The following is a 26,682-nucleotide window of genomic DNA, read 5'->3' as shown; positions in this document are numbered from 1 at the left end:
ATGCTGCGGGCGGCATCGTGGCTGTGCGGCTGGCTGTTCCTGCTGATCGGCGCAATCGGGATCGTGGTCCCGTTGCTTCCGACGGTAGTGTTCTGGATCGTCGCGGCCTTCTTCTTTTCGCGCGGAAGCCCGAGCTTCGAGCGCTGGCTGCTGCGCCACCCGGTAGCCGGGCCGCACATCCTTGCCTGGCGTGAGCGGCGCGCGATCAGTCGCCGCGGAAAGGCCGCCGCGACGATCGCGCTGGCGGTGAGCGGTCTCACCGGATTAATCGCTCTCCCCGTCCCGCTCGGCCTCGTTCCCGCCATTGTCGGGCTTTGCGCCGGCGGATGGATCTGGACCCGCCCGGACTAGCGCGGCCCCTTCCCGGCGCTTACATGGCCGCCATGCTTCGCGCTGCAATTTTCCTGTTCGTCCTCGCCGCCCCGGTCGCGGCCAAGGCGCCGCAGGTGCATGTCTCCGGCTGGGCCCGCGCCAGCATCCCGGGCCAGGATCGCACCGCCGCCTACCTGTCGATCCACAATGCGGCCGCTGCTGGAGACCGGCTGGTCGCGGTTTCGACCCCCGCGGCATCCAAGGCCACAATTCACCAGACGCGCCTCGCCGGAGGCAACGTGCAGATGCGACCCTTGCCATCTCTCGAGATTGCACCGGGCCGGGCAGTCGCCATGAAGCCTGGCGGAATGCATTTGATGCTGACCGGCCTCAAGGCGCCCCTGCGGGCTGGCCGGCAGCTGCCGCTGACGCTGCGGTTCCAGCGGGCGGGCGTGGTCCGCACGTCCGTTCCGGTCCAGCCCTTGACCTTCCGGGCTGCCGATGAACACCGACACTAAGCCGGCCCGAACGCCGCTACAGAAAGTGCGGATCGCCATCTGGCTCCTGGTGGGCCTAGCGGCGATCGGCTTTGCCATATTGCTCGCGACCCGCGGCAATGGTCCCGGATCGACCGCGCAGTCGTCCCGCCTGGACTTCATGGTGGGCGGACCGTTCACACTGACCGGCGCCGACGGCAACCCTTTCTCCAGCACGGCGCTGGCCGGCAAGCCCTACGCGTTGTTCTTCGGCTTTACCCATTGCCCCGACGTTTGCCCGGCCACCCTCGCGCGCCTTGCGAACCTTCGTCAGCGGCTCGGGGGAGGCGCCGACTCCTTCAACATCGTGTTTGTCACGGTTGACCCGGAGCGCGACACGCCCGCGGAGATGCGAGCCTATACGCAGATGTTCGATACGCCGGTGATCGCCCTCACCGGCTCCCCGGCTCAGGTCCAGCAGGTCGTCAAGCAGCACGCCGCCTATGCAGCCAAGGCGCCGGACAACGACGCGCCAGACGGCTACACGATGGATCATACAGCGGCCGTGCTGCTGTTCGATCGCAAGGGCGAGTTCCAGTCGACCATCGCGCTGGAGGAACAGGACGCGCCTGCCTTAGACAAGCTGAAGCGCCTGACGGCCTAAGCTCCCGTGCGGACCGCCGTTCGCACCCGCCCGAGCAGGCGCTCCATGGCGGCAACCGACTCCGGCTCGTCCAGCGCCGGAGGGTGACCGACGTTGTGGACAGTGATCAGTTCGGCCTGCTCGCCCAACTCCCGCACCATCCGCTCCGCGACCTCCTGTGAGAACAGGTCGCTCAGCTCGCCCCGAAGAACGGCCACCGGCTTGCCCTTGAGGCCGTCGAGCAAGGGCCAGAGGTTGAACTGGCTGCTCTCGTTGGCCTCATTGAACGGCTGCGAGATGGCCATGTCGTAATCGAGCACGATGCCTCCGCCTTGATCCTCACGGCAGACGCGGTGGGCGAAGGCGAGCCACTGGTCGTGCTTCCATGCCGGGAAGACGTCTGCCTGCACCTCGGCAAAGGCGCGCGCGGCTGCCTCCCAGTCGTCCCACCGCCGCGGGTGGCCGACGAAGCCGCGGATGCGCTCGATCCCCCGCTGGTCTACCTCAGGGCCGACGTCGTTGATCATTGCCCCCGCGATCCGTTCCTCGTCCGTTGAGGCGAGCACCATGGTGACGATCCCGCCGAGCGAAGTGCCGAAGAACACGGCGTCCGCGATGCCCAACTGGTCGAGCAGCTTGAGCACGTCGGCCACATAGGTGCGCGGCATGTAGCGTTCCGGCTGCGGGTCGGGATCGCTCCCGCCGCGGCCGCGAAAGTCCAGCGCAATGATCCGCCAGTCTCCAGCGAACCGCTCCGCGACCGGCTCGAAATCGCGGCTGTTGCGGGTCAGCCCCGGCAGGCAGAGGATCGGCGGCTGGTCGGCCGGGCCGGGATAGTCGCGGTAATGGAGCCGCAGGCCATCGGCACTTGTGATGTATCGGTCCTCGAATGCAGCCATGCGGTTTCCCCCTGGTCCGATCTACCCTATCTCCGTGCCATGCCCCCGACGCAAGCCTACCGCCCCGATCCAGCGATCCTGGAACTGGGACCAGCCTTTTACGATCCCGTCGAACCCGCCCGTTTTCCCCAAGCGGTCCAGCGGTTTCGCAACGAACGCTGGGCGCAGGAGGTCGGGCTGGGCGGGCTGAGCGACGCGGAGTGGTCCGCCCACTTCCACCGCTTCGAGCCGCTCCCCGCCAACCTGCCGCAGCCGCTGGCGCTGCGCTATCACGGGCATCAGTTCCGCCAGTACAATCCCGATCTGGGGGACGGCCGAGGCTTCCTGTTCGGCCAGTTGCGCGACGGGCGAGACCGCCTGCTCGACCTTGGCACCAAGGGCTCCGGCCAGACGCCCTGGAGCCGGCGCGGTGACGGCCGGCTGACGCTCAAGGGCGCAGTCCGCGAAGTGCTTGCGACCGAAATGCTGGAAGCCCTTGGCGTCAACACGTCGAAGACCTTCGCGGTATTCGAAACTGGGGAAGCGCTGGTCCGCGGTGATGAACCGTCCCCGACCCGCTCGGCCGTGCTTACGCGCCTCGGCCATGGGCATGTCCGCATCGGCACCTTCCAGCGCTTCGCCTTCTTCGAAGATGCGGCGAACCTCGCGCGCCTGACCCGCTACTGCCTCGCCAGCCTCTACAACGAGGAGCCGGTCGAGGACGATGGGGCCAACGCGGTGCGGCTGTTCGACCTCGTGGCGAGCGGAACCGCCAGGCTTGCCGCCTCCTACATCGCCGCAGGCTTCGTCCACGGCGTGCTGAACAGCGACAACATCGCCATGTCCTGCGAAAGCTTCGACTATGGCCCGTGGCGCTTCACGCCCGATTGGGATCCGGGCTTCACCGCCGCTTACTTCGACCATTCCGGCCTCTACGCCTTTGGCCGCCAGCCCGAGGCGATCCAGTGGGACGTCGCCCAGCTCGCCGGCTGCCTGGCCTTCCTGGCGGAAGCGCCGCCGCTGTCCGACATCCTGGCCGATTGGAGCGGTCGCTTCCATGCCGCGCTCGGTGAAGCCCTGGTGAGGCGCCTGGGTGTCGCTTTGGCTGGCGAAGAGGCGGACCGGGAGCTTGCCCGTGCGATCGTCGGCGCCCTGGAAACGAAACGGGTCGGCATCGACCGCCTGTTCTTCGACTGGCGCGGCGGCAGGGTGCCTGCCGACCCGACTTACCAGTCGACCGAATTCGAAGAACTTGCCGCGGCCCTGCGCGGACGCGAGCAGCCGGCCGAGCATTCATATTGGTCCGACGCCAATCCCTGCTCCATGCATATCGACGAGGTCGAGGCGATCTGGGCCGCGATCGCGGAAGCCGACGATTGGCAACCGTTCGAGGCGAAGGTCGCCGCCGTCCGGCGCATGGGCGAAGCCATGTCTCAGCCGGGTGAAGTGTAACACTCGTCCTGCGCGGAGGATGCGCTTCGCTCAGGCTGGTTAATTTGGTCAGCCGAAGGTCGCTTGACGGGCCCCCGTGCCCATGCTCCGACGCAGCCGACCAGCGGAGGCTCAATGACCACTTTGATCTCAACCGAACCGGCGACGGGACACGAACTCTGGTCGGCCGAGACTGGCGATGCGGCGGCGGAAGTCGGGGCCGCCCGCGACAGCTGGGCCAGCTGGGCTGCGCAGTCGGTGTCCTTCCGCATGGAGACGATTCGCCGCTTCGCCAATGTCGTTCGCACCCGCGAAGCGGAGTTCTCCGACCTCATTGCGCGGGAAACCGGCAAGCCGCTGTGGGAAGCGAAGACGGAGGTGGCGGCGGTCGTCAACAAGGTCGAGATCAGTATCAACGCCTATGGCGAACGCACGCCGACCCGCAGACTGGAGGCGGCACTGGGCAGCAAGGTCGCGGTCCGCCACAAGCCGCATGGCGTGCTGGCCGTGCTCGGCCCCTACAATTTCCCCGCGCACCTGCCGAACGGGCACATCGTTCCCGCCCTGATCTCAGGCAACGCGGTGGTGTTCAAACCCTCGGAGAAGACGCCGGGGACCGGCGCGATGCTGGTCGACTGCTATCGGGAGGCGGGGGTTCCGGATGGCGTCATCCGGCTGCTGATCGGCGGTCCCGACGAGGGTCGTGCGCTGGCTGGGCAGGACGGCATCGATGGGCTGCTGTTCACCGGCTCCGCACGGGCCGGGATGGCGCTTCATCGCCAGTTCGCCGATACGCCGCACAAGATCCTCGCGCTGGAGCTTGGGGGCAACAACCCTCTGGTGGTATGGAACGCGCGCGACATCGGCGCTGCCGCGACGATCGCGGTCCAGTCCGCCTTTCTCTCCGCTGGCCAGCGCTGCACCGCGGCGCGGCGCCTGATCGTGCAGGATGGAGGCCAGGCGGACGACCTCGTCGCCGCAATTCTGAAGCTGGTCGACCGGCTGATCGTCGATCATCCCCATGCCGATCCGCAGCCGTTCATGGGCCCGGTGATCGACAATGCGTCCGCGGATCATTTGCAGGAACAGTTCCTGGGGCTGATGATGAAGGGCGGCAAGGTGATCCGCCGGCTCGACCGTCCTTATGAGGAACGACCCTATCTCACACCCGCGGTGATCGACGTGACCGGCATCGAGAACCTGCCCGACGAAGAGATGTTCGGACCGGCCCTGCAGCTCATCCGAGTGCCCGATTTCAACGCGGCGATCGACGAGGCGAACCGCACCCGCTTCGGCCTGGCCGCCAGCCTGGTCGGCGGCTCGCCCGAGCAATACGATACCTTCTGGGCCAACGTGCGGGCCGGAGTGATCAACTGGAACAAGCCAACCAACGGCGCCCCGAGCAATGCACCGTTCGGCGGCATCGGCCTGTCGGGCAATCATCGTCCCAGCGCCTTCTACGCTGCCGATTACTGCGCCTACCCAGTTACCAGCAGTGAAGCGGAGATCGCCCGCGCCAGCATCAGCGAGGGCCTGCGCGACCCGAACATGCTGGAGGATTGAGCACGGCGGCCGACTAATCTGCGTTATTTGCGGCCGGAACCCGTGGCTCCAGAACGCAGGGATGAGCAATGAAGACGACCGGGCATACCTGGAAACCCGCATCGAGGCCGAACAGCGGCTGGCGCAACAATGCGCCGGGTCGGCAGCCGCCGGAGTTCACCGGCGCATGGCCGAGATGTATCGAAAGCGCTTGGATGAATTGACTCCGCCGCCTGCCGCCCGAGCAGCTCGTGCGGAGAAACCGGACGCGGTCGCGGCCAGGGTGGCAATCGCGAAGGCAGAGTTTCCAGACTGCTCCGCGGATTATGCCGAGGCAAGGGCTGAAGCGGCGGCTCAGCTCGGAAATCCGCGCGCCAGCTCGGAGTGGCAGGGAGCGGCCAAACGGCTGAGCAGCCAGGAGTAAAGTTCCGCACCTCGCTGCGTTGGTCGCTTACCGGGGGCGCTTTTCAAGGTATAGATAGGACGGATCAAACTCGGCGGAATGCCGCAGTTGCTCCACGTCGAAGATGGTGACCCGGCCACTGCGAAATTCGACGGTGCCCTGCTCCCGCAGCAGCTGCAGCGTTCGGTTGACGTGGACGGAGGTAAGCCCCAGCACCTGGCCCAGCTCCTCCTGAGTGAGAGGCAGGTCATAGCTGCCGTTCTCGACGAGGCCCACGAGCGAAAGCTTGATGTGCATCTCGCAGAAGAGTTGTGCCATTCTCTGCTGCGCCCTGCGCTGGCCCAGGGAAAATACCCATTCGCGATGAATCGCCGCATCGAGGTTGGTCGTAAACCAGTAGACCCGCGTCAGGTGGGGGTAACGCACCGTTATCTCACGCAGCCGATCGTGGGGCACGAGCGCCACCTTGCACGGGCCCAGCGTCTCGACGGCGTGGTCGAGACGCTTCAACGTGAAGCTGTGCAGGTCCGCAAAATCGCCTGCCACGTGAAGTTCGGTGATCTGCCGCCCGCCGCTGCGGAGGTCCTTGAACCGGGCCAGCATGCCCGACAGAAGCAGAGTGCTGAAGGTCAGCTCCTGTTCCGCTGGGATGATCGTCTTCCGGGAAGGATACTCCCGATAGTCCGCTACCGCCCAGCGGATCGCCTCCTCCTCTTCCGCGCTGATGTCGTCGCGGGCGCGAAGCTTTGCGAGATGGCGTTCGATCATTATGGTGCCATGGGCGCTTCTGACCGCCCGTGCAAATGCCCCCGCTTACATGTCGGGGAGCCGCAAACATTGCAAAAGTGCCGGAACAGTATATATCGGTTTCGCTACTAGTCGCAATCGGACGGTCTCTGGCGCTTTGCGGCTCCTTTTTCCTTCGCTCTCTCGCTTCTCCTAGCATGGGAGGCCGATTGGCGGTCTCCCGCCACGAAGGAAACCATCATGATCACCGGAACCGTCAAATTCTTCAACGCCGACAAGGGCTATGGCTTCATCCAGCCGGAAGACGGCACAGCTGACGCATTCGTGCACATCAGCGCCGTCGAAGCCGCCGGCATGCGCACCCTGGATCGCGATCAGCGCGTGACCTACGAGCTGGAAGAAGATCGTCGCGGCCGCGCCAGCGCCGTGAACCTCCAGAGCGCCTAACTGCTCTACCGCTCCCCCGCGCACCCGTGCGGGGGAGCTTTCCAGCAGAGTAGGAGAGGCCATGTCGACGCTCGAATTCTATCAGGAACGCGCCGCCGAATGCCGGCAGCAGGCCGATAGCACCACACTTACGAACGTGCGCGACCGCTGCCTCAGCGCCGCCAGCGCATGGGACCACATGGCCGACCGGCTCCGCCGGACACAGACTTACCGGGCGACGGATGCGGCACGGAAGGCGGGCGACCCCGCCGCCGAGATCGATCCAGCCCTTTCACGAGAGACTTAATGCAGAACAATCCTCCGGTTCGCTCCGCTCGACGCGGCACGCGAGCCAAGTCAATGCTTCCGAAGACCAACTCACGTCCGACCTTTTCTCCCCGCGACCCGATCGCCTTCGCAGCCGTGCTGGAAGTGCTGGGCTAACCGCTTGCCCTGGGCTTGCTCCCCCTAAGCTTTACGACCTACGCCATCGCCGACCCGGAACGAGCCTGACCAGCGCCGGGTTTGCCCGCGTGAAGACAGCGACTCTTCACGGGGAGGCGGCGGCTGAGACCACCACGAACATCCTGGAACCGAACCTGTTGGGTGCGCTGGCTGGCCGGCGCAACAGCGGGCGTTCCAGCATTGGCCCTCGCCCAAACTCCGGCCGCTCCTGACGGCCGGGCAGGCACCAACATCAGCGTCATCGCCGGCGAGTGCCGCTCGCTTGTGGTGGCCAACCGGGTCCTCACCAAGGCCTGCACGCCGAACATGATCGGCATCCTCTACCCGGACCGGGAAATCTCCTTCGTGTTCGGCCTGGCGGACGGAAGCCTCATCAGCTTCAAGGGTCGCCCGGGGCACGCCCAGGGGCAGCAAACGACGCTCAAGGTCGTGCAGGTCACTGTCTCGTCCAAGAACGTCGCGCGACCGGCGGCAGTGCTCGGGTCCTGCGTGTTCACCGGGCTCGGTTCCCGACGAAATCACCTGCAATGCGATGTCAGCGGCGAAGGCCTGCGCTATTCCGCCTCCTTTGTGACGCGAGGGAGTGTACCGGCGCGCTTCACGCTGTAGCGGGCCGGCCGGGAGGGACTGTCCCGGCCGACCCGCACCCCACCCCCGGGACCTATCCGCGCATTTCGGGGAGGTACGATTCGTCCGCGGCGTCGCTGAACTTGGTGATCCGCGCGTCGAAGCGCAGGCGAACCTTGCCGGTAGCGCCGTGGCGCTGCTTGGCGATGATCAATTCGGCGAGGCCATAGACCCGCTCGATATCCTGCTGCCACTGCTGGTGCGCTTCCCACACCTTGGAATCGTCGCCTTCGTTGGGCCGCTTCGGCTCCTTCGCCTGGATATAATAATCTTCGCGGTAGACGAACCAGACCATGTCCGCGTCCTGCTCGATCGAGCCGGACTCTCGCAGATCGGACAATTGCGGCCGCTTGTCCTCGCGCTGTTCCACCGCACGGCTGAGCTGCGACAAGGCGATCACCGGGACATCCAGTTCCTTGGCCAGCTGCTTCAGGCCGCGGCTGATCTCGGAAATCTCCTGCACGCGATTGTCGCTCGACGAACGTCCGCTGCCCTGAAGCAGCTGGAGATAGTCGATGATGACCAGGCCGATGCCCTTCTGCCGCTTCAGCCGCCGCGCCCGCGCGCGCAGACCGGCGATCGTCAGTCCGGGCGTGTCGTCGATGTACAGCGGCAGCGCGTTGAGCTCGCCCGCCGCCCTCGCAAGGTTGCGGAACTCGGCCTGGCTGATCTTGCCCATGCGGAGGTTCTCGGAGCTGATGCCCGACTCTTCCGCCAGGATACGGGTCGCGAGCTGATCGGCCGACATTTCCAGGCTGAACAGGGCCACCGGTCCGCCCGCCGACTTGGCCGGCTCGATCCCATCCTCCTGGTCGCGCAGGTAGCGCTGGGCGCAAGCGAAGCCGATGTTCGTCGCCAGCGACGACTTGCCCATGCCCGGGCGCCCCGCGACGATGATCAGGTCAGACTTGTGAAGGCCGCCGATCTTGGAATTGAGCCCGTCGAGGCCGGTCGTCAGGCCGGACAGGTGGCCGCCGGAGTTCAGCGCCTTTTCCGCTGTCTCCAGCGCTAGTCGGCTTGCCTCGGCAAATGGCTTGACCTTGCCTTCGCCGCCGCCCTGCTCCGCCACCTTGTAAAGCTCGGTTTCCGCTCGCTCGATCTGGTCTAGCGGGAGCACGTCGTGGCTGGTATCGAGGGCGCCTTCGACCATGTCGCGCCCGACCGCGACCAGGCTGCGCAGCAGGGCAAGGTCGTACAGCTGTTGCGCGAAGTCGCGCGCTCCGATGATCGCGGCGCCGGAGCCGGTCAGCTGAGCGAGATAGGCCGCGCCTCCGACCTCCTTCATCGCCTCGTCCGCTTCGAACAGCGGCCGCAGCGTAACCGGGTTCGCAACCATGTTGCGGTCCGTCAGCCGGAGAATCGCCTCGTAGATCCGCCCATGGAGCGGCTCGAAGAAATGCTCGGCCCGGAGCTTGAGCTGGATGTCTTCCACCAACCGGTTGTCGAGCATCAGCGCGCCCAGCAGCGCCGCTTCGGCTTCCACATTCTGCGGGAGCGAGGGGGCTTCCGGCGGTTCGCCGGCTCCGGGATGTCTGAGGATTTCGGCCATGTGAGGCGCACTATATGACGGTCCCGCCAGCCGAAAAGACGGCTCGGTCCGATTTTCGTGGAAGGGGCTGTGGAAAACCCGCGCGTAACTTGATGTGGGCGCCGGTTTTGCGCCGATTTCGCCGCGGCAGGCAGTTCGTCGCATTCGCGGGGATGACGAACCCGGAAGCGCCCGCTACCCCTCCTCGCCCATGAGCATCCTTTCCGATCGCTGGATTCGCGACCAAGCCCAGTCTGGCGGCATGATCGAGCCGTTCGTGGAGGCGCAGCGGCGGGACGGCTGCATCAGCTACGGCCTGTCGAGCTACGGCTACGATGCGCGGGTCGCCGACGAATTCAAGATCTTCACGAACGTCGACAACGCGCTGGTCGATCCCAAGGACTTCGCCGCCAACAGCTTCGTCGACCGCAAGACCGACGTTTGCATCATTCCGCCCAACAGCTTCGCACTGGCGCGCACCGTGGAATATTTCCGGGTGCCGCGCGACGTGCTGGTGATCTGCCTCGGCAAATCGACCTATGCCCGCTGCGGGATCATCGTGAACGTGACTCCGCTGGAGCCCGGCTGGGAAGGCCATGTCACGCTGGAATTCAGCAACACGACCCCCCTCCCCGCAAAAATCTACGCCAACGAAGGCGCCTGCCAGTTCCTGTTCCTCCAGGGCAACGAGCCTTGCGAGGTGAGCTATGCGGACAGGGCCGGCAAATATCAGGGCCAGCGCGGAGTGACGCTGCCGAAGCTGTGACGCTCGACGAGGCCCGAACACTCGACGCCGCCGATCCGCTGGCCTTTGCCCGGCAACGGTTCCGGCTTCCGGACGGTGTCGTCTACCTCGACGGCAACAGCCTTGGCGCGCTCCCCGCAGTCCTGCCGGCGCGGCTTGCGGAGGTCGCGGAGCGGCAATGGGGCGAAGACCTCATCACCAGCTGGAACAAGCATGGCTGGATCGACTGGCCGGCCCGGATCGCCGCAAAGCTGGCGTCGATCGTCGGCGCAGAGCCCAACGAACTGATCATCGCCGATTCGACCTCCGTCCTGCTGTTCAAGCTGCTCGCGGGGGCGGTCGCTGCGCGGCCCGGGCGAACGGTGATCCTCACGGAAGACCGCAACTTTCCGAGCGACCTGTATGTCGCCCAAGGTCTCGCGGCCATGCAGGGGCTGAAGGTGAAGGCCGTTCCTGCCGCCGACATCGTCCATGCCTTCGACCAGCAGGTCGCGGCGGTGATGTTGACCCACGTCGACTACCGGTCCGGCCAAAGGCACGACATGGCTGCAATCAACGCCGCCGCACGCGTGGCCGGTGCGCTGACGCTGTGGGACCTTTCCCACAGCGCCGGAGCATTGGAGCTGTCGCTTTTCGCCGACGGCTGCGATCTCGCGGTGGGCTGTGGCTACAAATATCTGAACGGCGGTCCGGGCGCTCCTGCATTCGCTTATGTTCCCACGTCCCTGCAGGCCGAGATCATCTCGCCCGTCTCCGGCTGGATGGGGCATGCCGCGCCGTTCGCGTTCGAGCCCGTCCATCGGCCCGCGAAGGGCATGACCAGATATCTCTCGGGCACCCCGTCGATCCTTGCGCTGGCCGCCATGGAAGCGGGCCTCGACACGTTCGCAGGCGTCGAGATGACCGCCGTCTTTGAAAAGTCGCGCGCCCTGTCCGAGCTGTTCATCAGCCAGGTCGAGCAACAGTGTCCCGACCTGGCCTTGGCGAGTCCCCGCGAGCCAGAGGTTCGCGGAAGCCACGTCAGCTTCGCCCACCCGGACGGCTACGCCGTGATGCAGGCGCTCATCGAGCGGGGGATCATCGGCGACTTCCGGGCCCCCGACCTGCTGCGCTTCGGCTTCGCTCCGCTCTACAACAGCTTCGAGGAGGTCTGGCGCGCGGCCGATCAGCTGCGCCACGTGCTCGGCAACCGCGCCTACGACCAGCCACACTTCCGCGAACGGGCCAGGGTGACCTAGCCGCGCCGCGCCGCCAAGTGCGCGCGGGCCTCCACGATTGTGTCGACCCAGTCGTGAAAGGCGTGAGCGAGCTTCTCGACCAGCTGCTTCAAGGGTCCGTCCTTCAGCAAGCCGTTCTCGCCGAAGCTGTCGTCGTTGACATGGCCAAGATAGGCTTCCGGCTGCTGCATCACTGGCATGTTGAGGAACACGCAGGCCTGGCGCAGCTGGTGGTTGGCCCCGAACCCGCCGATGCTGCCGGGTGAGGCGCTGACGATCGCGGCCGGCTTTCCGTTCCACACGCTCGATCCATACGGCCGCGAGCCGACATCAACCGCATTCTTGAGCGCTCCGGGAACGCTGCGATTATATTCGGGGGTGCAGAACAAGATCCCGTCCGCCGCGCGGATGCGCTCGCGAAAGCGGGCGTAGCTTTCCGGCTCGTCCGGCGAGTTGTCGTAATCCTGATTGTACAGCGGCAGGTCGCCGATCCCTACCATCTCGCACTCCAGCCCATCGTTGCGGATGGCGCAAATCGAGCGGGCGATCTTGCGGTTGATGCTGCCCTCGCGAAGGCTCCCGACAAGGATCGCGATCTTGTGCCGTGGCTGGGTCATGCGCGAAGAATGCCCGCCAGTCGGTTGCGGTTCCTACCGCCGCTTGCCCTGGTGCCGGATGTTGGTGGGACGGCCCCGCTTGCCTTGGGGCGGGCGGCGCACCCGGTCGCGGCGCGGCTGCGCGGGCGCATAGCCGCCTTCGGGAAGTTCGAAACGAAGGCCGCCGCTGACCGGATTGGCTTCGACCAGCCGCAGCTTGAGCCTTTGGCCGACGCGATATTCCTCCCCGCTATCCTCCCCCACCAGGGCACGCGAAGCCTCGTCGTAGCGGAAATACTCGTTGCCGAGGTTCTGCGCGAGCACGAGCCCGTCCCCGCCAAGCCCCTCCACTGTCGCAAAGAAGCCGAACGGCTGCACACCCGTGATCCGGCAGTCGGTGAGTTCGCCGACATGGTCGGACAGGTAGGCTGCGACATAGCGGTCGATCGTCTCCCGCTCCGCCTCCATCGCCCGGCGCTCGAGCTGCGAGATGCTCTCGCCGATCTCGGTGAAGCGCTCGGCATCCTCCGGCGGTAGTCCGCCTTCGCCAAGGCGGTACGCGCTGACCAGGGCACGATGGACCAGAAGGTCGGCGTAGCGGCGGATCGGCGAGGTGAAATGGCCGTAGGAGCCGAGCGCCAGCCCGAAGTGGCCGAGGTTCTCCGGCGAATAGCGGGCCTGCGTCTGGGTGCGCAGCAATTGCTCCATGATCTCCGGCCGAGAGTCGCTGTCGCCGACCCGGTCGATGATGCGGTTGAAAGTCGCGGGCTTGACCACTTGCCCGAGCGCGAATTCCATGTCGAAGGTGGCGAGATAGTCCTTCAGCGCCACCAGTTTCTCACGTCCCGGCGCCTCGTGAACGCGATACATGACCGGCGTCTTCTTCGCCTCAAGCGCCTTGGCCGCGGCCACGTTGGCGGCGATCATGAAATCTTCCACCAAGCGGTGAGCGTCGAGCCGCTCGCGCGGCGCAACGGAGGCGATGCGGCCCTTTTCGTCGAGCACGACTTGCCGTTCGGGAAGGTCGAGCTCCAGCGGTTCGCGCCGGTTGCGCGCGGCGAGAAGTGCGGCCCAGGCGCCCCACAGGGGCTTGAGCGCAGTTTCGATGAGCTCGGGAGCGACTGGTGGGAGCGTGGGTTCGATCTCGGGCATGGAGCAGGGCGAGGAGGAGACTTCCACCACGCCCCTCGTCCCGAGCGTAGTCGAGGGGCGTTCGGCTGCACTCTCTTCGGCGCCCCTCGGCTGCGCTCGGGACGAGCGGGAAAGTTGCTCGTTGTGCCGATCAATCGCCGCCTGCGCATCCTCGTAGGCGATGTTCGCCGCCACCCGGATCACCGCGCGCGAGAAGCGCCACTTCTGCAGCGTCCCGTCGGCTGCGATCTCCAGATGGCAGGCCATCGCCGCGCGGTCCTCGCCTTGCTTCAGCGAGCAGATGTCGGACGACAGCTCGTGCGGCAGCATGGGGACGACACGGTCGGGGAAATAGACGCTGTTGCCGCGGCGGCGGGCCTCGCGGTCCAGCTCGCTGGTGGGGCGTACGTAGAAGCTGACATCGGCGATGGCGACGATCGCATTCCAGCCGCCATCCTCACGGGGCTGGGCCCAGATCGCGTCATCGTGATCGCGGGCGTCGGCAGGGTCGATGGCGACGATCGGGAGGTGGCGGAGGTCTTCGCGCTTGTCACCGAGCGGGAGGCTTGAAACCCGCCTCGCTTCCTCGGTCGTCTCGTCCCTGAACGCGTGCGGCAGGCCATGTTTGTGGATCGCGATCAGGCTGAAGCTGCGCGGTGCGAAAGGATCGCCCAAAATCGCGTCCACACGCGCTGATACCCGGGGAGGGCGGCCGGACGGTTCGCACAGCACCAGGTCGCCGACCTGCGCCTGGCCAAGGTCGCTGATCGGCAGCTCGCGGCGTTCGCGCTTGTCGACAGGCTTCAGCCAGAAGCGCTCCCCCTCCTGGTGGACCACGCCCATCACCAGCTCGGTCGAGCGGCCGAGCTTCTTCATCAGGTGGGCAACATGCCCCTGCCCGCGTTCCTCCGTCCGGGCGAGGATCCGATCGTTCAGCGCCAGTGCCGAGCGACGGCCTTTCTCGATCACTCGCAGCTTGGGCGCGGGCCCCTCGCCCTGCCAATTGTCGGGTACCGCGACCGCACCGTCCTCGACCGCGACGATGCGGAGCACCGTCACCTTGGGCACCCCGCCCGCCTTGTGGAACGCCCGGCCCGGCGAGCTGTCGATCAGCCCCTCGTCCGCCATGTCCTTGAGCAAGGCCTTGAGCAGGATCTTGTCATGCCCATGCAGCCCGAAGGCTCGCGCGATCTCGCGCTTGCCGGCTGGACTGCCGGACTGCTGAATGAAGTCGAGGATTTGCTGGCGGGAGGGCAGGCCGGCGTGGGCGGGTTTGCGGGGCATGACGTGCAGTAAACGCCGCTAGCGCAACTGGCTATCCTTGCTTCCGCGACGGTTGATGGCGGAGTGCTGCACGGCCTTGTCCCGCACCGATTGGCAGGCGACGCAGGTCCGCACGCCGGGCAGGGCCTCGCGACGCTTCTTCGGAATAAGCTCGCCGCAATCGTCGCACTCCTTCGCGCTCTCCCCCGCCGGCGTGAGCGCCCGGGCGCGAAGGACCGCGTCCTTCACCGTGTCCTCGATCTGATCCTGCACCGCGCCATCGCGCGTCCAGCCACCGGCCATGTGAAGCTCCTTTCGGAGCAACAACAATCGTCATGCTGAACTTGTTTCAGCATCCGCCTTCGTCACCTTTGCGCCGGCGGGGGCGGAGGCGCCACATAAGGCTTGAACGCACCGCCGGGCACCGCCGAGGCGACTGGGCTTTCGAAGCCGTTGGCGCTTACGGACGAGACGCCGAACACCCAGTCGTCGACGCGGATGCCTCGAAGCGACTCTTGGACAAAGACGCCCTGCTTGCCCGCTGGACTCAAGGGATAAACGGTCGCGCCCCTATCGAATTTCACCGGCTTGCTCTTCTCCCATTGGTTCGTATCGGTGCGCCGCCACCGGATGACGTAGCTCACGGCGCCTGAGACGATGGGCCACTGCACCGTTGTGTCCGTGCTCACCGCCCCCTCAATCGTGGGCTCCGGCGGCGGCGGGGCACTCGCCAGCGCCGCCAGCGCAGCGACGTTCAGCTTCACCACCTTGGTCAGATACGGAAAGTCCATCTTGTCGATCGTGTCCCCATACTCGACGCCACCCTCTTTCCGCAGATCCTGGTGCTGGTGGTGGTAATTCTCCACCGCGACCGAGAAGCGGACCGCCGGATAGCCGGCGTTGAGGAACTCCGTGTGGTCCCCGCCCCGTCCGAACCGGTCGTTGCGCCACACCTGCATGACGTCCAGGCCAATCTGCGGATACTTTTCCGCCAGCGTGTCGAGGTAGCGCGACAGGTTGCGTGACGGCGCGTCATTCTCCCCGCCGAGGCTGCGCTGCTGCGCGGCGAGCGCCTCCCGCCCCTGCCAGCGCGGGCCTTCGGAAAAGACCCTGACCTGCTTGTCGTTGCACACCCCATCAGAGCCGCACGAATTGCCGATGATGTCGTTGTTAAGGTTGGCGACCACGTTCCAGCCCTGGGCCTTGGCATAGTCGGCCAGGATCTTGCCGCCGAGCAGCCCCTGCTCCTCGCCCGATAGAGCCGCGTAGACGATCGTGCCCGGGAACTTGCGCTTGGACAGCACCCGGGCTGCCTCCAGCACCGCCGCAGTCCCGCTGCCGTCGTCGTTGGCGCCGGGCGCATCCTTGGTGAAGTCCATCACGTCGGTGACCCGGCTGTCGATGTGGCCGGTGATGATCACCACGTCGTTCGGCCGCTCGGTCCCGCGCTGGATGGCGACCGCGTTGCAGACCCTGGTCGGGGCGGGCACGCGCCGACCGGTCACCGTGTCGCAGGTCTGCAAGGTCGTAAGGCCGTTCTTCTTCAGCTCCGCCTCGGCCCAGCGCACCGCGGCGCCGATGCCGCGCTTGCGATCGGTCTGCGACGAGAGTGTGTGACGCGTGCCGAAACTCACCATCTTCTCGATGTCGCGGCGCAGGCGCTGCTGCTGCACCTGCATGACTGCATCGCCGACGATCACCTCGGGCGTGGGCAGCAGCGGAACGGCAAGGGCGCTGGTGGACAGCAGGGCGAGCGGCAAAAAAGCGAACAGGCGCATGGACATGTCTCCTCGTCCGCCACCAACTGGCATTTGGAGCAAGCGGGGTCTAGGGGAGCCGCGATCATTCTCAGGCACGAGGACGCGTTTTCCATGCTCCGCACCATCGACCATTTCATCGGCGGCTCCACCTTCGCTTCGGGCGAGCGGCAGGGCGAGGTTTTCAACCCTTCGCAGGGCCAGGTCCAGGCCAGCGTTCGCCTCGGCACTGCGGCCGACCTCCAGAAAGCGGTCGACGCCGCCAATGCCGCCCTGCCCGGCTGGGCCGCGACCAATCCGCAACGCCGCGCCCGCGTCATGTTCAACTACAAGGCGCTGGTCGAAGCGAACATGCAGGAGCTGGCCGAACTGCTCGCCTCCGAGCATGGCAAGGTCGTTGCCGACGCCAAGGGCGATATCCAGCGCGGGCTCGAGGTGATCGAGTTCGCCTGCGGCATCCCCCACGCACTCAAGGGCGAGTACACGCAGGGCGCCGGTCCCGGCATCGACGTCTATTCCATGCGCCAGCCGCTCGGCATCGTCTGCGGCATCACGCCGTTCAACTTCCCGGCGATGATCCCGATGTGGATGTTCGGAGTCGCCATCGCCTGCGGCAATGCCTTCATCCTCAAGCCCTCCGAGCGCGACCCCTCGGTTCCTGTGCGCCTTGCCGAGCTGATGAAGGAAGCGGGCCTGCCCGACGGCATTCTCAACGTCGTCCATGGCGACAAGGAGATGGTCGATGCCATCCTCGACCATGACGACATCCGCGCGATCAGCTTCGTCGGCTCGTCCGACATCGCCCACTATATCTACTCGCGCGGCACCGCGAACGGGAAGCGCGTCCAGGCATTCGGCGGGGCCAAGAACCATGGAATCGTCATGCCTGACGCCGACCTCGATCAGGTGGTCAACGACCTCGCCGGGGCGGCCTTCGGCTCTGCGGGCGAGCGCTGCATGGCTTTGCCGGTTGTGGTGCCGGTCGGCGATCGCACGGCCGACGCCCTGCGCGAGAGGCTGGTCCCGGCGATCGAGGGGCTGCGCGTCGGCATCTCGACCGATCCCGAGGCCCATTACGGCCCGGTGGTGAACGCCGCGCACAAGAAGCGTGTCGAGGACTGGATCCAGACCTGCGCCGACGAGGGCGGCGAGCTGGTCGTCGATGGCCGCGGCTTCACCCTGCAAGGACATGAGGAAGGCTTCTTCGTTGGCCCCACCTTGTTCGACCACGTCAAGCCGCACTTCCGCTCCTATCAGGAAGAGATTTTCGGCCCGGTGCTGCAGATGGTCCGCGCCCCCGACTTCGAGACTGCGGTGCGCCTGCCGAGCGAGCATCAGTATGGCAACGGCGTCGCCATCTTCACCCGCAATGGCCACGCCGCCCGCGAGTTCGCGGCGCGGGTCAACGTGGGCATGGTCGGGATCAACGTGCCGATCCCGGTGCCGGTCGCCTACCATACCTTCGGCGGCTGGAAGCGCTCCGGCTTCGGCGACATCAACCAGCATGGCATGGAAGGCGTCCGCTTCTGGACCAAGACCAAGACCATCACCCAGCGCTGGCCCGACGGCAACGCGGACGTCGGCGACATGGGGGCGTTCCATATTCCGACGATGGGATGACAACAGAACCGCTCATGCTGAGTAGGAGGCGGAGCCTCCGTATTGAAGTACCGTCCTTCGACACGCCGCTGCGCGGCTACTCAGGATGAGCGAAGCTGAGCGCACGTCGGGCACTTCTCCCTACGAGCAGTTCTACGGCTTTTCCCGGGCGATCCGGGTGGGTGATCGGATCATGGTTTCCGGAACTGCGCCCGTGGAAACTGACGGCTCCTCAAGTCCAGGCGACGCGGTCGCCCAGGCGAGGCGTTGCTTCGCAATTATCCTCCGTGCCATCGAGGAGCTTGGCGGCACAGCCTCCGACGTGGTCCGCACTCGCATGTTCATCACCGACCCGGCTGACGCCGACGCCGTGGGTGCAGTCCATGGCGAGGTCTTCCGTGACGTCCGTCCCGCCGCCACCATGGTGGTTGTGAAGGCGTTGCTTCGCGACGAATGGCGGGTCGAGATCGAGGCCGAAGCGTTGATCCAGGATGCGTAAGACGGCGAACCTTCTCGTCTGCATCCTCCTCTGCTCCGCCTGCCGGCCCTCGGTCGACCGGAGCGACAGCCAGGAAGCCATCGCCGAAAGCGGTGCGATCGGTGGGCGCCCGTCGAAGGATGGCGATCCGATTGCCAAGGGCGCCGAGAACGTCACTCTGGAAGCCCTCCCAGCCAACAACCTGGTCGCGCCTGAGCCGCCGGACGATGCTGCGGCGGACGCGGGCAATCAGGCCGGCAACGCAGTTGCAGTTGAAGCCCTTACCCCTTCCATCCCGGTCCGCTATCACGGCCGCTGGGGCATGGTCCCGGCCGACTGTGAGCCTGGACGGAGCGACGCAAAGGGGCTGCTGACGATCGGGGACAAGACTTTGCGCTTCTACGAATCGGTGGGAACGCTCAAGGAACAGCGCGTCGCGATCGCGACTGCTTTTTCCGCTCTGTACCACTTCACCGGTGAGGGGATGGCGTGGGACAAGGTCATTACCCTCACCCGGGAAGGCGACAGGCTGACCCGCGCCGAGGACGCCAAGGCTTTTCGTTACACCCGCTGCGCGTAAGCCACTTCCACGCAGCGCCACCCCTCTGCTAGGGGCGCGGCCATGCATCAGTTCGAGCTCACCGACGACCAGCTCCAGATCCAGGAGATGGCGCGGCAATTCACCGCTGCCGAAATCACGCCCAACGCCGCCGAGTGGGACGAGAAGCATATCTTCCCGCGCGACACGATCCGGGAGGCGGCTGAGCTCGGCTTCGGCGCCATCTACGTCAGCGAGGAGTCGGGCGGCATCGGCCTTGGCCGTTTGGAAGCCGCCCTAATCATGGAGGCGATGGCCTATGGCTGCCCTTCGACGAGCGCGTTCATCTCGATCCACAACATGGCAAGCTGGATGATCGACCGCTTCGGCTCGGCCGAGGTGAAGCAGAAATATCTGCCGTCGATGATCAGCATGGAGCGGATCGGCAGCTACTGCCTGACTGAGCCGTCGTCCGGCTCCGACGCGTCGGCGCTCAAGACCAAGGCGGTGCTGGACGGCGACCATTATGTGGTCTCCGGGTCCAAGGCCTTCATCTCCGGGGGCGGCGAGAATGAGATCTATGTCACCATGGTCCGCACGGGCGAGGACGGGCCCAAGGGCATCAGCTGCCTGGTGATCGAAAAGGACATGGCGGGAGTCAGCTTCGGCGCCCAGGAGAAGAAGCTCGGCTGGCACTCGCAGCCGACCGCGCAGGTGAACTTCGACGAGGTCCGGGTGCCGGTGGCCAACCGCGTCGGCGGCGAAGGCGAAGGCTTTCGGATCGCGATGATGGGATTGGACGGCGGCCGGCTCAACATCGGTGCCTGCTCGCTCGGCGGGGCTCAGCGCTGCCTGGACGAAGCGGTCAGCTACACCAAGGAGCGCAAGCAGTTCGGCTCCGCCGTTGCCGATTTCCAGAACACCCAGTTCATGCTGGCCGACATGGAAACCGACCTTCAGTCCGCCCGCTGGCTGCTTTACGTCGCCGCCGCCAAGGTCACGGCCAACGCACCCGACAAGACCAAGTTCGCGGCCATGGCCAAGCGGCTGGCGACCGACAACGGTTCTTCGATTGCCGACCGGGCTCTGCAGCTTCACGGCGGCTACGGCTACCTGCAGGACTATCCGATCGAGCGCTTCTGGCGCGACCTGCGCGTGCATTCCATCCTGGAGGGCACCAACCAGGTGATGCGGATGATCACGTCGCGCGAAATGTTGCGGCAGTGATGTGCTTCGAGACACGTCCTCGACTTCGCTCAGTCCTTTCTCAGGATGAGCGGATCAATTATGCTGCCGCTCATCCTGAGAAAGGACTGAGCAGGCGGAGCCTGTCGAGAGCCCGCCTCGAAGGACTTTCCCTTTAACATGACCCCTGACGTCCTCACCTCCATCGAAGGCCCGGTCGGCCGTATCCGCCTGAACCGCCCGAAGGCGATTCACGCCCTTACCCGCGAGATGTGCGAGGCGATGTCGGCGGCCCTGCTCGCCTGGCGCGAGGACTCGCGGGTCAAGGCGGTGGTCATCGATCATGCCGAGGGCCGCGGCTTCTGTGCTGGCGGCGACGTGGTGATGCTCGCCAAGTCCGGGGCGAAGGACGCGGCCGACGCGAAGGCCTTTTTCCACGCGGAGTATCGCCTCAACCACCTGCTGTTCACCTACCCGAAGCCGACGGTAGCCATCATAGACGGCATCACCATGGGCGGCGGGGTCGGCATCTCCCTCCCGTGCGACTTCCGGGTGGCGACGGAGAACACCCGCTTCGCCATGCCCGAGACGGGCATCGGCCTGTTCCCGGATGTCGGCGGCGGCTGGTACCTGTCGCGCCTGCCCGGCCGGGTCGGCCAGTTCATGGCGCTGACCGGCGCCCGACTGGATGGCGCCGAATGCAAGTATCTGGAACTTGCCACCCACTACGTCGACCAGTCGTGTCTGCCCGACCTCATCGAACGCATCGCCAAGACGCCGGCGCGGATCGGCGGGGCGATCGGCAGCTTCACGGCAACCCTGCCCGACCCTCGGATCGCCGCCAACGTCATCCCGATCGCAAAGCTGTTCGCGTCGGACCGGCTGGAGGACGTGATCGCGGCTCTGGAGGCGGACGATGGGGACTGGGCGAACACGGAACTGGCGACCCTCAGGTCCAAGAGCCCATTGTCGTGCAAGGTCTCGCTCCGGCTGCTCGCACAGGGGGCGGACCGCACCGACTTCGCGGACGAGATGCGGGCTGAATATGCGCTCGCCAGCCACGTCGTGCAGACGCACGACTTCCTCGAAGGCGTCCGCGCGCTGCTGATCGACAAGGACAACGCGCCGAACTGGGAGCCGGCGGCGCCGGAGGAAGTCACCGACGACATGCTCGACCGCCTGTTCGCGCCGCTGCCTGCCGGTGAGGAATGGACGCCCTTCCCTCAAGCCTGAGGATCATCATGCCCGACTACAACACAATCCTGGTCGAACAGCGCGATGCGGTTACGCTGGTCACGCTCAACCGCCCGCAAGCGCTGAACGCCCTTAACAGCGAGGTGCTGCGCGAGCTGATCGCCGCCTTCGCGGCCTACGATGCCGACGAAAGCCAGCGCTGCCTGGTGCTGACCGGCTCCGAGAAGGCGTTCGCCGCCGGCGCCGACATCAAGGAGATGCAGGCCCAGGGTTTCGCCGACATGTACTCGTCGAATTTCTTCGCGGGCTGGGAACAGGTCACCGCCACCCGCAAGCCGTGGATCGCGGCCGTGTCCGGCTTTGCGCTCGGGGGCGGGTGCGAGGTGGCGATGATGGCCGACTTCATCATCGCGTCCGACACCGCGAAGTTCGGCCAGCCGGAGATCAAGCTCGGCGTTACGCCCGGCATGGGCGGATCGCAGCGCCTGCTGCACGCCGTCGGCAAGGCCAAGGCCATGGAGATGTGCCTGACCGGCCGCATGATGGGCGCGGAGGAAGCCGAGCGCTCCGGTCTCGTTGCGCGAGTGGTTCCGGCCGCGAGCCTGCTGGAGGAAGCGCTCAAGACCGGCGCCGAGATCGCGGCCATGGCTCCGCTGGCGGCAATTGCCGCCAAGGAAATGGTCAACGCCGCGCTGGAGCTGCCTCTCGCGCAGGGCATCCGCTTCGAACGCCGCCTGTTCCACGGGCTGTTCGGGACCCAGGACCAGAAGGAAGGCATGGCCGCATTCGTCGAGAAGCGGCCGGGGAAATGGACGGGGCGTTAATCGTCATCGCGAGGAGCGCAGCGACGACGCAATCCAGTGACTTGATCGAGCCGAGGTGAACTGATCGCTTCGCTTCGCTCGCAATGACGAGGAACCAGCACATGCCAAAAGTCGCATTCATCGGACTGGGCAACATGGGCGGCGGAATGGCCGCGAACCTGGCCAAGGCGGGGCATGAGGTCCGCGCCTTCGACCTCAGCGACGACGCGCTGACCCGCGCGACAAGCAAGGGCTGCACCCGCGCCAGCGATGCGGCCGAGGCGGTGCGCGATGCCGATGCCGTCGTCACCATGCTGCCCGCCGGCAAGCATGTCGCCGAGGTCTATCGCTCGTCGGTGTTCGGCAACGCGCCCCAAACCGCCATCCTGATGGACTGCTCGACCATCGACGTCGGCACCGCGCGCACCGTCGAGGAGGAGGCGCAAGCCAAGGGTTACGCGATGGTCGATGCGCCCGTCTCCGGCGGCATCGCCGCGGCCGACGCGGGCACCCTCACCTTCATGGTCGGCGGCTCGGAAGACGGGTTCGCCAAGGCGCGCCCATTTCTCGACAAGATGGGCAAGGCGGTGATTCATGCCGGCGGACCCGGCGCTGGCCAGGCGGCCAAGATCGTCAACAACATGCTGCTGGGCGTCACCATGGCCGGCACTTGCGAAGCGTTCGTGCTGGCGCAGAAGCTCGGCCTCGACCCGCAGGTGTTCTTCGATATCTCGTCCAAGGCGTCCGGCCAGAGCTGGTCGATGACCAGCTACTGCCCGGTGCCCGGCGTCGGCCCGGAGACTCCGGCCGACCGCAATTACGACGGCGGGTTTGCGGCGGCGCTGATGCTCAAGGACCTGAAGCTCGCCATGGAAGCCGCCCGGGGCGTTGATGCCTACACCCCAATGGGCGGCGAGGCCGAAGAACTGTACCAGCGGTTCGTCGAACGCGGCGGAGCCTCGAAGGATTTTTCCGCGTTGATCAAGATGATCGACGACAGCTGGACGCCGCCCGCCTGATCCGGCAACCACTCGCAGCTATTTCGTCTCTGCCATCCACTGGAGGCCTGTTCGCATGAATAAAATGCTCGTCACCGCCGCTGTCGCTGCGCTTCTGTCCGCCTGCGCCCAGACTGCCGAGGACGGCAACCAGGCCCTTGCCGAGGCCAACAGCTCCGGCAACGAAGCCACCCAGGCGGTGGAGAATGATGTCGCGGCAGCTCCGGCCACTCCGCTCCAGAAGGAGCAGGCGCTGGCGCTGATGAAGGAACGGCACGAAAACTACGAGAAGATCGGCAAGGCGATGCGCGCCGCCAAGAAGGGGCTCGACTCGGGCGACGCTGCCGCCGTCAAGACTGCCGCAGCGACCATCAACGAGCTTGCTCCCAAGGCCGAAAGCTGGTTCCCGCCGGGCACTGGCCCGGACATCGGCAAGACCGAGGCGAAATCCGAAATCTGGAAGCAGCCGGAACAATTCGCCGCCGGCATGCGCGACTTCCGCCAAGCGGCAGCGGCGTTTCAGCAAGCGGCGTCGGGCAGTGACCTCAGCGCGATGAAGGCCGCTCACGCTGATCTCGGCAAAACCTGCAAGAGCTGCCACGACCGCTTCCGTGAAGAGCATTGATCCCGCTGAACGGGGTGAGACGATTCAGGATGCGGCCCTCGCCGTACCCGTTTGGGACCTGCCGATCCGCATGTTCCACTGGAGCCTGGTTGCGCTGATCGCCTTTTCCTGGTGGTCGGCCGAGAATCAACGGATCGAGTGGCACCTGTGGTCAGGCTATGCGGTTCTGTTCGCTTTGCTGTTCCGCATTTTTTGGGGGTTCGCGGGCAGCTCGACCGCCCGCTTCAGCAATTTCGTCACCGGGCCGCGGGGCGTGGTGGCGTATCTCCACCGCGCCCGCGATTGGCGGCGGGTCGGGCATACGCCGCTGGGCGCCCTGTCGGTTGTCGCGCTCCTGACCCTGCTACTGGCGCAGGTCGGCTTCGGCCTGCTCCTGTCCGACGAGGATGGGCTCGTCTCGGCGCCGCTCAACCATCTGGTCGGCTTCGAAACCGCAGAGCTCGCGCATGACGTGCACCAAGCGCTGTTCAACGGGCTGCTCGGCTTTATCATCCTCCATGTCAGCGTCATCCTGTTCTACCATCTGCTCCGCAACAAACCGCTGACCGGTGCGATGATCAACGGTTCGGCGCGGCACTTGCCGGGAGCAGAGCCGCTGGTTCCTGCCAGCCCGAAGCGGCTGGTCGCCTGCCTTGTGATGGCGGTGCTGCTCACCGCCTGGGTCATCGCCGGCCTGCCCCCCATCGGCACTTGATCGCTTCGATGCGCGGGGCCACATCGCGACCATGCTGATCGAGACCGAAACCACGCCGAACCCGGCCACCCGCAAGTTCCTGCCCGGCGTGCCGGTGATGGACGGCGGCAGCCGCGACTTCCCCTCGGCCGAGGCCGCCGAGGCATCGCCGCTGGCGGCTGCTCTGTTCGCAACCGGCGAAGTGGAAGGGGTGTTCTTCGGCCGCGACTTTATCTCCGTCACAGCCCAGCCGGGCGTCGACTGGCGTGGGCTGGAAGTCGACGTGCTCCAGATCCTGCTCGACCATTTCTCGAGTGGCGCGCCCTTGTTCCGGCCGGGCAGCGCGGCCGGAATCTTCATCGACGACGCTCCGGCGATCGACGAGGATCCGGCGAATGCCGAGATCGTCGAGCAGATCAAGGAATTGCTTGAAACGCGGGTCCGGCCGGCCGTGGCGCAGGATGGTGGCGACATCATTTACCGCGGCTTCAAGGATGGGACCTTGTACCTGGCAATGCAGGGTGCCTGTTCGGGTTGCCCCTCTTCCACCATCACCCTGAAGCGGGGCGTGGAAAGCCTCATCCGGCATTACGTTCCCGAAGTGGAAACGGTGGAAGCAATCTGACCCCCGGCGAAGGTCTAGGCCGTGGCGTGTCAGCGATCGGTCTTGCCCCCGCAACTTTCCTGTGCCCAAGTCCGGAACGATGCTCGGAACCGGAATGATCCTTGCGCTCGATACGTCGACCGCCGCCTGCACGGCCGCGCTGTTCGGACCGGACGGCGAGCTGCTGGGCACAGCGGACGAAGTGATTGGCCGCGGCCACGCCGAGCGGCTGATGCCGATGATTGCCGACCTTCTCGCCGGGCACCGCGCCGACCGGATCCTGGTCGGTTGCGGCCCAGGCAGCTTCACTGGCCTGCGCGTCGGAATTGCGGCGGCGCACGGGATGGCGATCGGTTGGAGCGCGCAGGTCCACGGGCTGTCGTCGATCGCCCTTCTGGCGCTTGCGGCTCCGAGCGAGGAGCCGGTCGCCGCCGCGATGATCGGCGGACACGGCGAACTGTTCGTACAGGAATTCGCGGCAGGCGTGCGCGAGCCCACGGGCCCGCTACTTAACCTGAAGCCCGAAGCGGCCGCGGCGACCGTCGCTTCGGACCTGGTAGTTGGCCCCGGTGCGGCCGTGCTGGTCCAGGCCCGCGGCCGTGGCCAGGCGCTCGATCGGCTGCCGAGCGCGTCCGCCGCCCTTGCGCTTCCGGACAGCCTCCGAACCCTGCGGGCCCAGCCGATCTACGGCCGGGCTCCCGATGCCCGGCCCAAGGCCGCATGACTCTGATCCAGCCTGCGCCAGTCCAGCTCGCGCCGGCCGGCTGGTCGGAGCTCGACCAGGTCATGGACGTAATGAGCGTGGCCTTCGACGATCGCTACGGGGAAGCCTGGACCCGATCCCAATGCGCCGGCATCCTCCCGATGCGAGGAGTCCGCATGATCATCGCCAGGGATGGCGACACGGCGATCGGCTTTTCGCTTGCGCGCACCGTGGCCGACGAATCCGAACTGATGTTGCTCGCGGTTTCTCCTCAAGCTCGGCGGCGGGGGGTCGGAAGCGCGCTGCTCGACCGCTTCATTCTAGAAGCTCGCTCTACGGGTGCCCGGCGCCTCCACCTCGAAGTCCGTGACGGTAATCCCGCGGTGGAAATGTACCACAGGCATGGCTTTGAGATTCAGGGGCGTCGAAGCAAATATTACAAAGGCTCAGACGGCGTGCTTCACGATGCATTGACCATGGTTCGTCCAGCATCGTTTGATTGACCTGAATTAAGCCAGTGTCGCTTGTCAGTCCTCTGTCACTAATCTAGGGCTTTCCGAAGAAAGCCGCTTGTGGTTTTCCGCCCATCCTATGCTCGGGGGAGGACGACACCAATGAACGACAATGACAATGGCGAAGACACGCTGATGGTGCTGACCGCGGATATCGTCGCGGCTCACGTCGGCAACAATAGTGTTGCCGTCAACGATCTTCCTCAACTTATCCAGAATGTTCACTCGGCCCTTGCGGGTCTCGGCAACAAGCCTGCCGCTCCGGAGCCGAAGCCGGAGCCCAAGGTGCCGGTCCGCTCGTCGGTCAAGCCGGACTACATCGTCTGCCTGGAAGACGGCAAGAAACTCAAGATGCTGAAGCGGCACCTGATGACTCATTATCAGATGACGCCGGACCAGTACCGGCAGAAGTGGGGCCTTGCGAACGACTATCCGATGGTCGCACCCAACTATGCCGAACAGCGCCGCACCCTGGCGAAGTCAATCGGCCTGGGCACCAAGCGCAAGCGGACGCCCGCCAAGGCGAAGTGACCATTCGCGTCATCCCGGCATCTCGCCGGGATGACGTTTCCTCTTTGACGGC

At 65.9% G+C, this 26,682-nt stretch carries 31 protein-coding genes; 24 read left to right on the top strand and 7 right to left on the bottom strand.

The genetic code is table 11. The features are described 5' to 3' along the window. The 3 genes from ACFQPG_RS08235 to ACFQPG_RS08225 are packed head-to-tail and all read left to right on the top strand — an operon-like array spanning position 1 to position 1,452. On the top strand, positions 1–351 hold the full coding sequence (locus ACFQPG_RS08235; RefSeq protein ID WP_380811923.1) for a YbaN family protein: 351 nt from the start codon (positions 1–3) through the stop codon (positions 349–351). Between the two features lie 23 nt (positions 352–374). Continuing rightward, positions 375–830: a copper chaperone PCu(A)C gene (locus tag ACFQPG_RS08230; RefSeq protein WP_380811921.1), complete on the top strand. Its 456-nt coding sequence runs from the start codon at positions 375–377 to the stop codon at positions 828–830. Continuing rightward, positions 814–1,452 carry an SCO family protein gene (locus ACFQPG_RS08225; RefSeq protein WP_380811920.1) on the top strand — a complete coding sequence of 213 codons (639 nt, stop codon included), beginning with the start codon at positions 814–816 and terminating at the stop codon, positions 1,450–1,452. Before ACFQPG_RS08230 ends, ACFQPG_RS08225 begins: the two co-directional genes overlap by 17 nt. Here the strand turns inward: ACFQPG_RS08225 and ACFQPG_RS08220 are convergent. Next, positions 1,449–2,330: an alpha/beta fold hydrolase gene (locus ACFQPG_RS08220; RefSeq protein WP_380811919.1), complete on the bottom strand. Its 882-nt coding sequence runs from the start codon at positions 2,328–2,330 to the stop codon at positions 1,449–1,451. The genes ACFQPG_RS08225 and ACFQPG_RS08220 overlap by 4 nt on opposite strands. A 39-nt stretch (positions 2,331–2,369) precedes the next feature. Between ACFQPG_RS08220 and ACFQPG_RS08215 the strand changes: the two genes are divergently transcribed. From ACFQPG_RS08215 to ACFQPG_RS08205, 3 genes are all read left to right on the top strand, one after another. Next, entirely contained in the window at positions 2,370–3,761 is a 1,392-nt protein-coding gene (locus ACFQPG_RS08215; RefSeq protein WP_380811918.1) for a protein adenylyltransferase SelO family protein, read from the top strand. 114 nt (positions 3,762–3,875) lie between these two features. After that, entirely contained in the window at positions 3,876–5,303 is a 1,428-nt protein-coding gene (gene astD / locus ACFQPG_RS08210; RefSeq protein ID WP_380811916.1) for a succinylglutamate-semialdehyde dehydrogenase, read from the top strand. A 61-nt stretch (positions 5,304–5,364) separates the two neighbouring features. Then, a complete protein-coding gene (locus ACFQPG_RS08205; RefSeq protein ID WP_380811914.1) occupies positions 5,365–5,706 on the top strand; it encodes a hypothetical protein in 342 nt (113 codons plus the stop codon). Positions 5,707–5,733: 27 nt separating this feature from the next. On the opposite strand, the gene ACFQPG_RS08200 is transcribed toward ACFQPG_RS08205, so the two are convergent. Then, positions 5,734–6,453: a Crp/Fnr family transcriptional regulator gene (locus ACFQPG_RS08200; RefSeq protein WP_380811912.1), complete on the bottom strand. Its 720-nt coding sequence runs from the start codon at positions 6,451–6,453 to the stop codon at positions 5,734–5,736. Positions 6,454–6,672: 219 nt separating this feature from the next. Between ACFQPG_RS08200 and ACFQPG_RS08195 the strand changes: the two genes are divergently transcribed. From ACFQPG_RS08195 to ACFQPG_RS08185, 3 genes are all read left to right on the top strand, one after another. Continuing rightward, positions 6,673–6,879: a cold-shock protein gene (locus tag ACFQPG_RS08195; RefSeq protein WP_380811910.1), complete on the top strand. Its 207-nt coding sequence runs from the start codon at positions 6,673–6,675 to the stop codon at positions 6,877–6,879. Positions 6,880–6,940: 61 nt separating this feature from the next. Then, positions 6,941–7,165: a hypothetical protein gene (locus ACFQPG_RS08190; RefSeq protein ID WP_380811908.1), complete on the top strand. Its 225-nt coding sequence runs from the start codon at positions 6,941–6,943 to the stop codon at positions 7,163–7,165. Positions 7,166–7,464: 299 nt separating this feature from the next. Then, the gene (locus tag ACFQPG_RS08185) at positions 7,465–7,932 is read left to right on the top strand and encodes a hypothetical protein (RefSeq protein ID WP_380811906.1); all 468 of its coding nucleotides are present in this window, start codon (positions 7,465–7,467) and stop codon (positions 7,930–7,932) included. Between the two features lie 52 nt (positions 7,933–7,984). On the opposite strand, the gene ACFQPG_RS08180 is transcribed toward ACFQPG_RS08185, so the two are convergent. After that, complete coding sequence (locus ACFQPG_RS08180; protein WP_380811904.1) at positions 7,985–9,499, bottom strand: replicative DNA helicase; 1,515 nt, start codon at positions 9,497–9,499, stop codon at positions 7,985–7,987. A gap of 190 nt (positions 9,500–9,689) precedes the next feature. On the opposite strand from ACFQPG_RS08180, the gene dcd reads away from it, so the two are divergent. After that, the gene (gene dcd, locus ACFQPG_RS08175) at positions 9,690–10,244 is read left to right on the top strand and encodes a dCTP deaminase (RefSeq protein WP_380811902.1); all 555 of its coding nucleotides are present in this window, start codon (positions 9,690–9,692) and stop codon (positions 10,242–10,244) included. Beyond that, the gene (gene kynU, locus ACFQPG_RS08170; RefSeq protein ID WP_380811900.1) at positions 10,241–11,461 is read left to right on the top strand and encodes a kynureninase; all 1,221 of its coding nucleotides are present in this window, start codon (positions 10,241–10,243) and stop codon (positions 11,459–11,461) included. Before dcd ends, kynU begins: the two co-directional genes overlap by 4 nt. On the opposite strand, the gene ACFQPG_RS08165 is transcribed toward kynU, so the two are convergent. The 4 genes from ACFQPG_RS08165 to ACFQPG_RS08150 all read right to left on the bottom strand — a co-directional run bounded on the left by ACFQPG_RS08165 (position 11,458) and on the right by ACFQPG_RS08150 (position 16,208). After that, the gene (locus tag ACFQPG_RS08165) at positions 11,458–12,057 is read right to left on the bottom strand and encodes an NADPH-dependent FMN reductase (RefSeq protein WP_380811898.1); all 600 of its coding nucleotides are present in this window, start codon (positions 12,055–12,057) and stop codon (positions 11,458–11,460) included. The genes kynU and ACFQPG_RS08165 overlap by 4 nt on opposite strands. Positions 12,058–12,090: 33 nt before the next feature. Further along, positions 12,091–14,451, bottom strand: coding sequence for a ribonuclease R family protein (locus ACFQPG_RS08160; protein WP_380811896.1), 2,361 nt, complete (start codon positions 14,449–14,451; stop codon positions 12,091–12,093). A gap of 18 nt (positions 14,452–14,469) precedes the next feature. Beyond that, positions 14,470–14,733, bottom strand: coding sequence for a DksA/TraR family C4-type zinc finger protein (locus ACFQPG_RS08155; protein ID WP_380811894.1), 264 nt, complete (start codon positions 14,731–14,733; stop codon positions 14,470–14,472). A 62-nt stretch (positions 14,734–14,795) separates the two neighbouring features. Continuing rightward, positions 14,796–16,208 carry a M28 family peptidase gene (locus tag ACFQPG_RS08150; protein ID WP_380813091.1) on the bottom strand — a complete coding sequence of 471 codons (1,413 nt, stop codon included), beginning with the start codon at positions 16,206–16,208 and terminating at the stop codon, positions 14,796–14,798. 93 nt (positions 16,209–16,301) lie between these two features. On the opposite strand from ACFQPG_RS08150, the gene ACFQPG_RS08145 reads away from it, so the two are divergent. From ACFQPG_RS08145 to ACFQPG_RS08085, 13 genes are all read left to right on the top strand, one after another. Continuing rightward, positions 16,302–17,807 carry a CoA-acylating methylmalonate-semialdehyde dehydrogenase gene (locus ACFQPG_RS08145; protein WP_380811892.1) on the top strand — a complete coding sequence of 502 codons (1,506 nt, stop codon included), beginning with the start codon at positions 16,302–16,304 and terminating at the stop codon, positions 17,805–17,807. Positions 17,808–17,892: 85 nt separating this feature from the next. After that, complete coding sequence (locus ACFQPG_RS08140; RefSeq protein ID WP_380811890.1) at positions 17,893–18,285, top strand: RidA family protein; 393 nt, start codon at positions 17,893–17,895, stop codon at positions 18,283–18,285. Further along, positions 18,278–18,844 (top strand): hypothetical protein, encoded by a 567-nt coding sequence (locus ACFQPG_RS08135; protein WP_380811888.1) that lies wholly within the window; start codon positions 18,278–18,280, stop codon positions 18,842–18,844. The genes ACFQPG_RS08140 and ACFQPG_RS08135 overlap by 8 nt, the downstream gene beginning before the upstream one ends. A gap of 42 nt (positions 18,845–18,886) precedes the next feature. Further along, positions 18,887–20,029 carry an acyl-CoA dehydrogenase family protein gene (locus tag ACFQPG_RS08130; protein ID WP_380811886.1) on the top strand — a complete coding sequence of 381 codons (1,143 nt, stop codon included), beginning with the start codon at positions 18,887–18,889 and terminating at the stop codon, positions 20,027–20,029. A 138-nt stretch (positions 20,030–20,167) separates the two neighbouring features. Next, positions 20,168–21,220, top strand: a complete 1,053-nt coding sequence (locus ACFQPG_RS08125; protein WP_380811884.1) for an enoyl-CoA hydratase/isomerase family protein — start codon at positions 20,168–20,170, stop codon at positions 21,218–21,220. An 8-nt stretch (positions 21,221–21,228) separates the two neighbouring features. Further along, positions 21,229–22,005, top strand: coding sequence for an enoyl-CoA hydratase (locus tag ACFQPG_RS08120; RefSeq protein ID WP_380811882.1), 777 nt, complete (start codon positions 21,229–21,231; stop codon positions 22,003–22,005). A 101-nt stretch (positions 22,006–22,106) separates the two neighbouring features. Then, positions 22,107–23,003: a 3-hydroxyisobutyrate dehydrogenase gene (gene mmsB / locus ACFQPG_RS08115; protein WP_380811880.1), complete on the top strand. Its 897-nt coding sequence runs from the start codon at positions 22,107–22,109 to the stop codon at positions 23,001–23,003. Positions 23,004–23,058: 55 nt separating this feature from the next. Continuing rightward, positions 23,059–23,607 (top strand): c-type cytochrome, encoded by a 549-nt coding sequence (locus ACFQPG_RS08110; protein WP_380811878.1) that lies wholly within the window; start codon positions 23,059–23,061, stop codon positions 23,605–23,607. Further along, the gene (locus ACFQPG_RS08105; protein WP_380811877.1) at positions 23,594–24,301 is read left to right on the top strand and encodes a cytochrome b/b6 domain-containing protein; all 708 of its coding nucleotides are present in this window, start codon (positions 23,594–23,596) and stop codon (positions 24,299–24,301) included. The genes ACFQPG_RS08110 and ACFQPG_RS08105 overlap by 14 nt, the downstream gene beginning before the upstream one ends. Before the next feature lie 31 nt (positions 24,302–24,332). Then, positions 24,333–24,905: a NifU family protein gene (locus ACFQPG_RS08100; protein WP_380811875.1), complete on the top strand. Its 573-nt coding sequence runs from the start codon at positions 24,333–24,335 to the stop codon at positions 24,903–24,905. A 79-nt stretch (positions 24,906–24,984) separates the two neighbouring features. After that, on the top strand, positions 24,985–25,608 hold the full coding sequence (gene tsaB, locus ACFQPG_RS08095) for a tRNA (adenosine(37)-N6)-threonylcarbamoyltransferase complex dimerization subunit type 1 TsaB (RefSeq protein WP_380811873.1): 624 nt from the start codon (positions 24,985–24,987) through the stop codon (positions 25,606–25,608). After that, entirely contained in the window at positions 25,605–26,090 is a 486-nt protein-coding gene (rimI, locus tag ACFQPG_RS08090) for a ribosomal protein S18-alanine N-acetyltransferase (protein WP_380811871.1), read from the top strand. Before tsaB ends, rimI begins: the two co-directional genes overlap by 4 nt. 111 nt (positions 26,091–26,201) lie before the next feature. Then, on the top strand, positions 26,202–26,630 hold the full coding sequence (locus tag ACFQPG_RS08085; protein ID WP_380811869.1) for a MucR family transcriptional regulator: 429 nt from the start codon (positions 26,202–26,204) through the stop codon (positions 26,628–26,630). The last annotated feature ends 52 nt before the right edge of the window (positions 26,631–26,682 follow it).

This window comes from Sphingomonas sp. GCM10030256 (assembly GCF_042666415.1).
In the GTDB taxonomy this organism is placed as follows: domain Bacteria; phylum Pseudomonadota; class Alphaproteobacteria; order Sphingomonadales; family Sphingomonadaceae; genus Sphingomicrobium.
Note: the sequence above shows the minus strand (reverse complement) of the source record. Positions and strands in the feature narration are given on the sequence as shown.

Coding starts and splice junctions, on each gene's coding strand:
- ACFQPG_RS08165 (WP_380811898.1), bottom strand. CDS start 12,057: ATGACCCAGCCACGGCACAAGATCGCGATCCTTGTCGGGAGCCTTCGC.
- ACFQPG_RS08235 (WP_380811923.1), top strand. CDS start 1: ATGCTGCGGGCGGCATCGTGGCTGTGCGGCTGGCTGTTCCTGCTGATC.
- ACFQPG_RS08135 (WP_380811888.1), top strand. CDS start 18,278: ATGCGTAAGACGGCGAACCTTCTCGTCTGCATCCTCCTCTGCTCCGCC.
- ACFQPG_RS08220 (WP_380811919.1), bottom strand. CDS start 2,330: ATGGCTGCATTCGAGGACCGATACATCACAAGTGCCGATGGCCTGCGG.
- ACFQPG_RS08110 (WP_380811878.1), top strand. CDS start 23,059: ATGAATAAAATGCTCGTCACCGCCGCTGTCGCTGCGCTTCTGTCCGCC.
- ACFQPG_RS08180 (WP_380811904.1), bottom strand. CDS start 9,499: ATGGCCGAAATCCTCAGACATCCCGGAGCCGGCGAACCGCCGGAAGCC.
- dcd (WP_380811902.1), top strand. CDS start 9,690: ATGAGCATCCTTTCCGATCGCTGGATTCGCGACCAAGCCCAGTCTGGC.
- mmsB (WP_380811880.1), top strand. CDS start 22,107: ATGCCAAAAGTCGCATTCATCGGACTGGGCAACATGGGCGGCGGAATG.
- astD (WP_380811916.1), top strand. CDS start 3,876: ATGACCACTTTGATCTCAACCGAACCGGCGACGGGACACGAACTCTGG.
- ACFQPG_RS08215 (WP_380811918.1), top strand. CDS start 2,370: ATGCCCCCGACGCAAGCCTACCGCCCCGATCCAGCGATCCTGGAACTG.
- ACFQPG_RS08120 (WP_380811882.1), top strand. CDS start 21,229: ATGCCCGACTACAACACAATCCTGGTCGAACAGCGCGATGCGGTTACG.
- ACFQPG_RS08200 (WP_380811912.1), bottom strand. CDS start 6,453: ATGATCGAACGCCATCTCGCAAAGCTTCGCGCCCGCGACGACATCAGC.
- ACFQPG_RS08145 (WP_380811892.1), top strand. CDS start 16,302: ATGCTCCGCACCATCGACCATTTCATCGGCGGCTCCACCTTCGCTTCG.
- ACFQPG_RS08190 (WP_380811908.1), top strand. CDS start 6,941: ATGTCGACGCTCGAATTCTATCAGGAACGCGCCGCCGAATGCCGGCAG.
- ACFQPG_RS08130 (WP_380811886.1), top strand. CDS start 18,887: ATGCATCAGTTCGAGCTCACCGACGACCAGCTCCAGATCCAGGAGATG.
- ACFQPG_RS08195 (WP_380811910.1), top strand. CDS start 6,673: ATGATCACCGGAACCGTCAAATTCTTCAACGCCGACAAGGGCTATGGC.
- ACFQPG_RS08205 (WP_380811914.1), top strand. CDS start 5,365: ATGAGCAATGAAGACGACCGGGCATACCTGGAAACCCGCATCGAGGCC.
- ACFQPG_RS08125 (WP_380811884.1), top strand. CDS start 20,168: ATGACCCCTGACGTCCTCACCTCCATCGAAGGCCCGGTCGGCCGTATC.
- ACFQPG_RS08225 (WP_380811920.1), top strand. CDS start 814: ATGAACACCGACACTAAGCCGGCCCGAACGCCGCTACAGAAAGTGCGG.
- ACFQPG_RS08085 (WP_380811869.1), top strand. CDS start 26,202: ATGAACGACAATGACAATGGCGAAGACACGCTGATGGTGCTGACCGCG.
- ACFQPG_RS08230 (WP_380811921.1), top strand. CDS start 375: ATGGCCGCCATGCTTCGCGCTGCAATTTTCCTGTTCGTCCTCGCCGCC.
- tsaB (WP_380811873.1), top strand. CDS start 24,985: ATGCTCGGAACCGGAATGATCCTTGCGCTCGATACGTCGACCGCCGCC.
- ACFQPG_RS08155 (WP_380811894.1), bottom strand. CDS start 14,733: ATGGCCGGTGGCTGGACGCGCGATGGCGCGGTGCAGGATCAGATCGAG.
- ACFQPG_RS08150 (WP_380813091.1), bottom strand. CDS start 16,208: ATGCGCCTGTTCGCTTTTTTGCCGCTCGCCCTGCTGTCCACCAGCGCC.
- ACFQPG_RS08160 (WP_380811896.1), bottom strand. CDS start 14,451: ATGCCCCGCAAACCCGCCCACGCCGGCCTGCCCTCCCGCCAGCAAATC.
- ACFQPG_RS08140 (WP_380811890.1), top strand. CDS start 17,893: ATGAGCGAAGCTGAGCGCACGTCGGGCACTTCTCCCTACGAGCAGTTC.
- ACFQPG_RS08100 (WP_380811875.1), top strand. CDS start 24,333: ATGCTGATCGAGACCGAAACCACGCCGAACCCGGCCACCCGCAAGTTC.
- rimI (WP_380811871.1), top strand. CDS start 25,605: ATGACTCTGATCCAGCCTGCGCCAGTCCAGCTCGCGCCGGCCGGCTGG.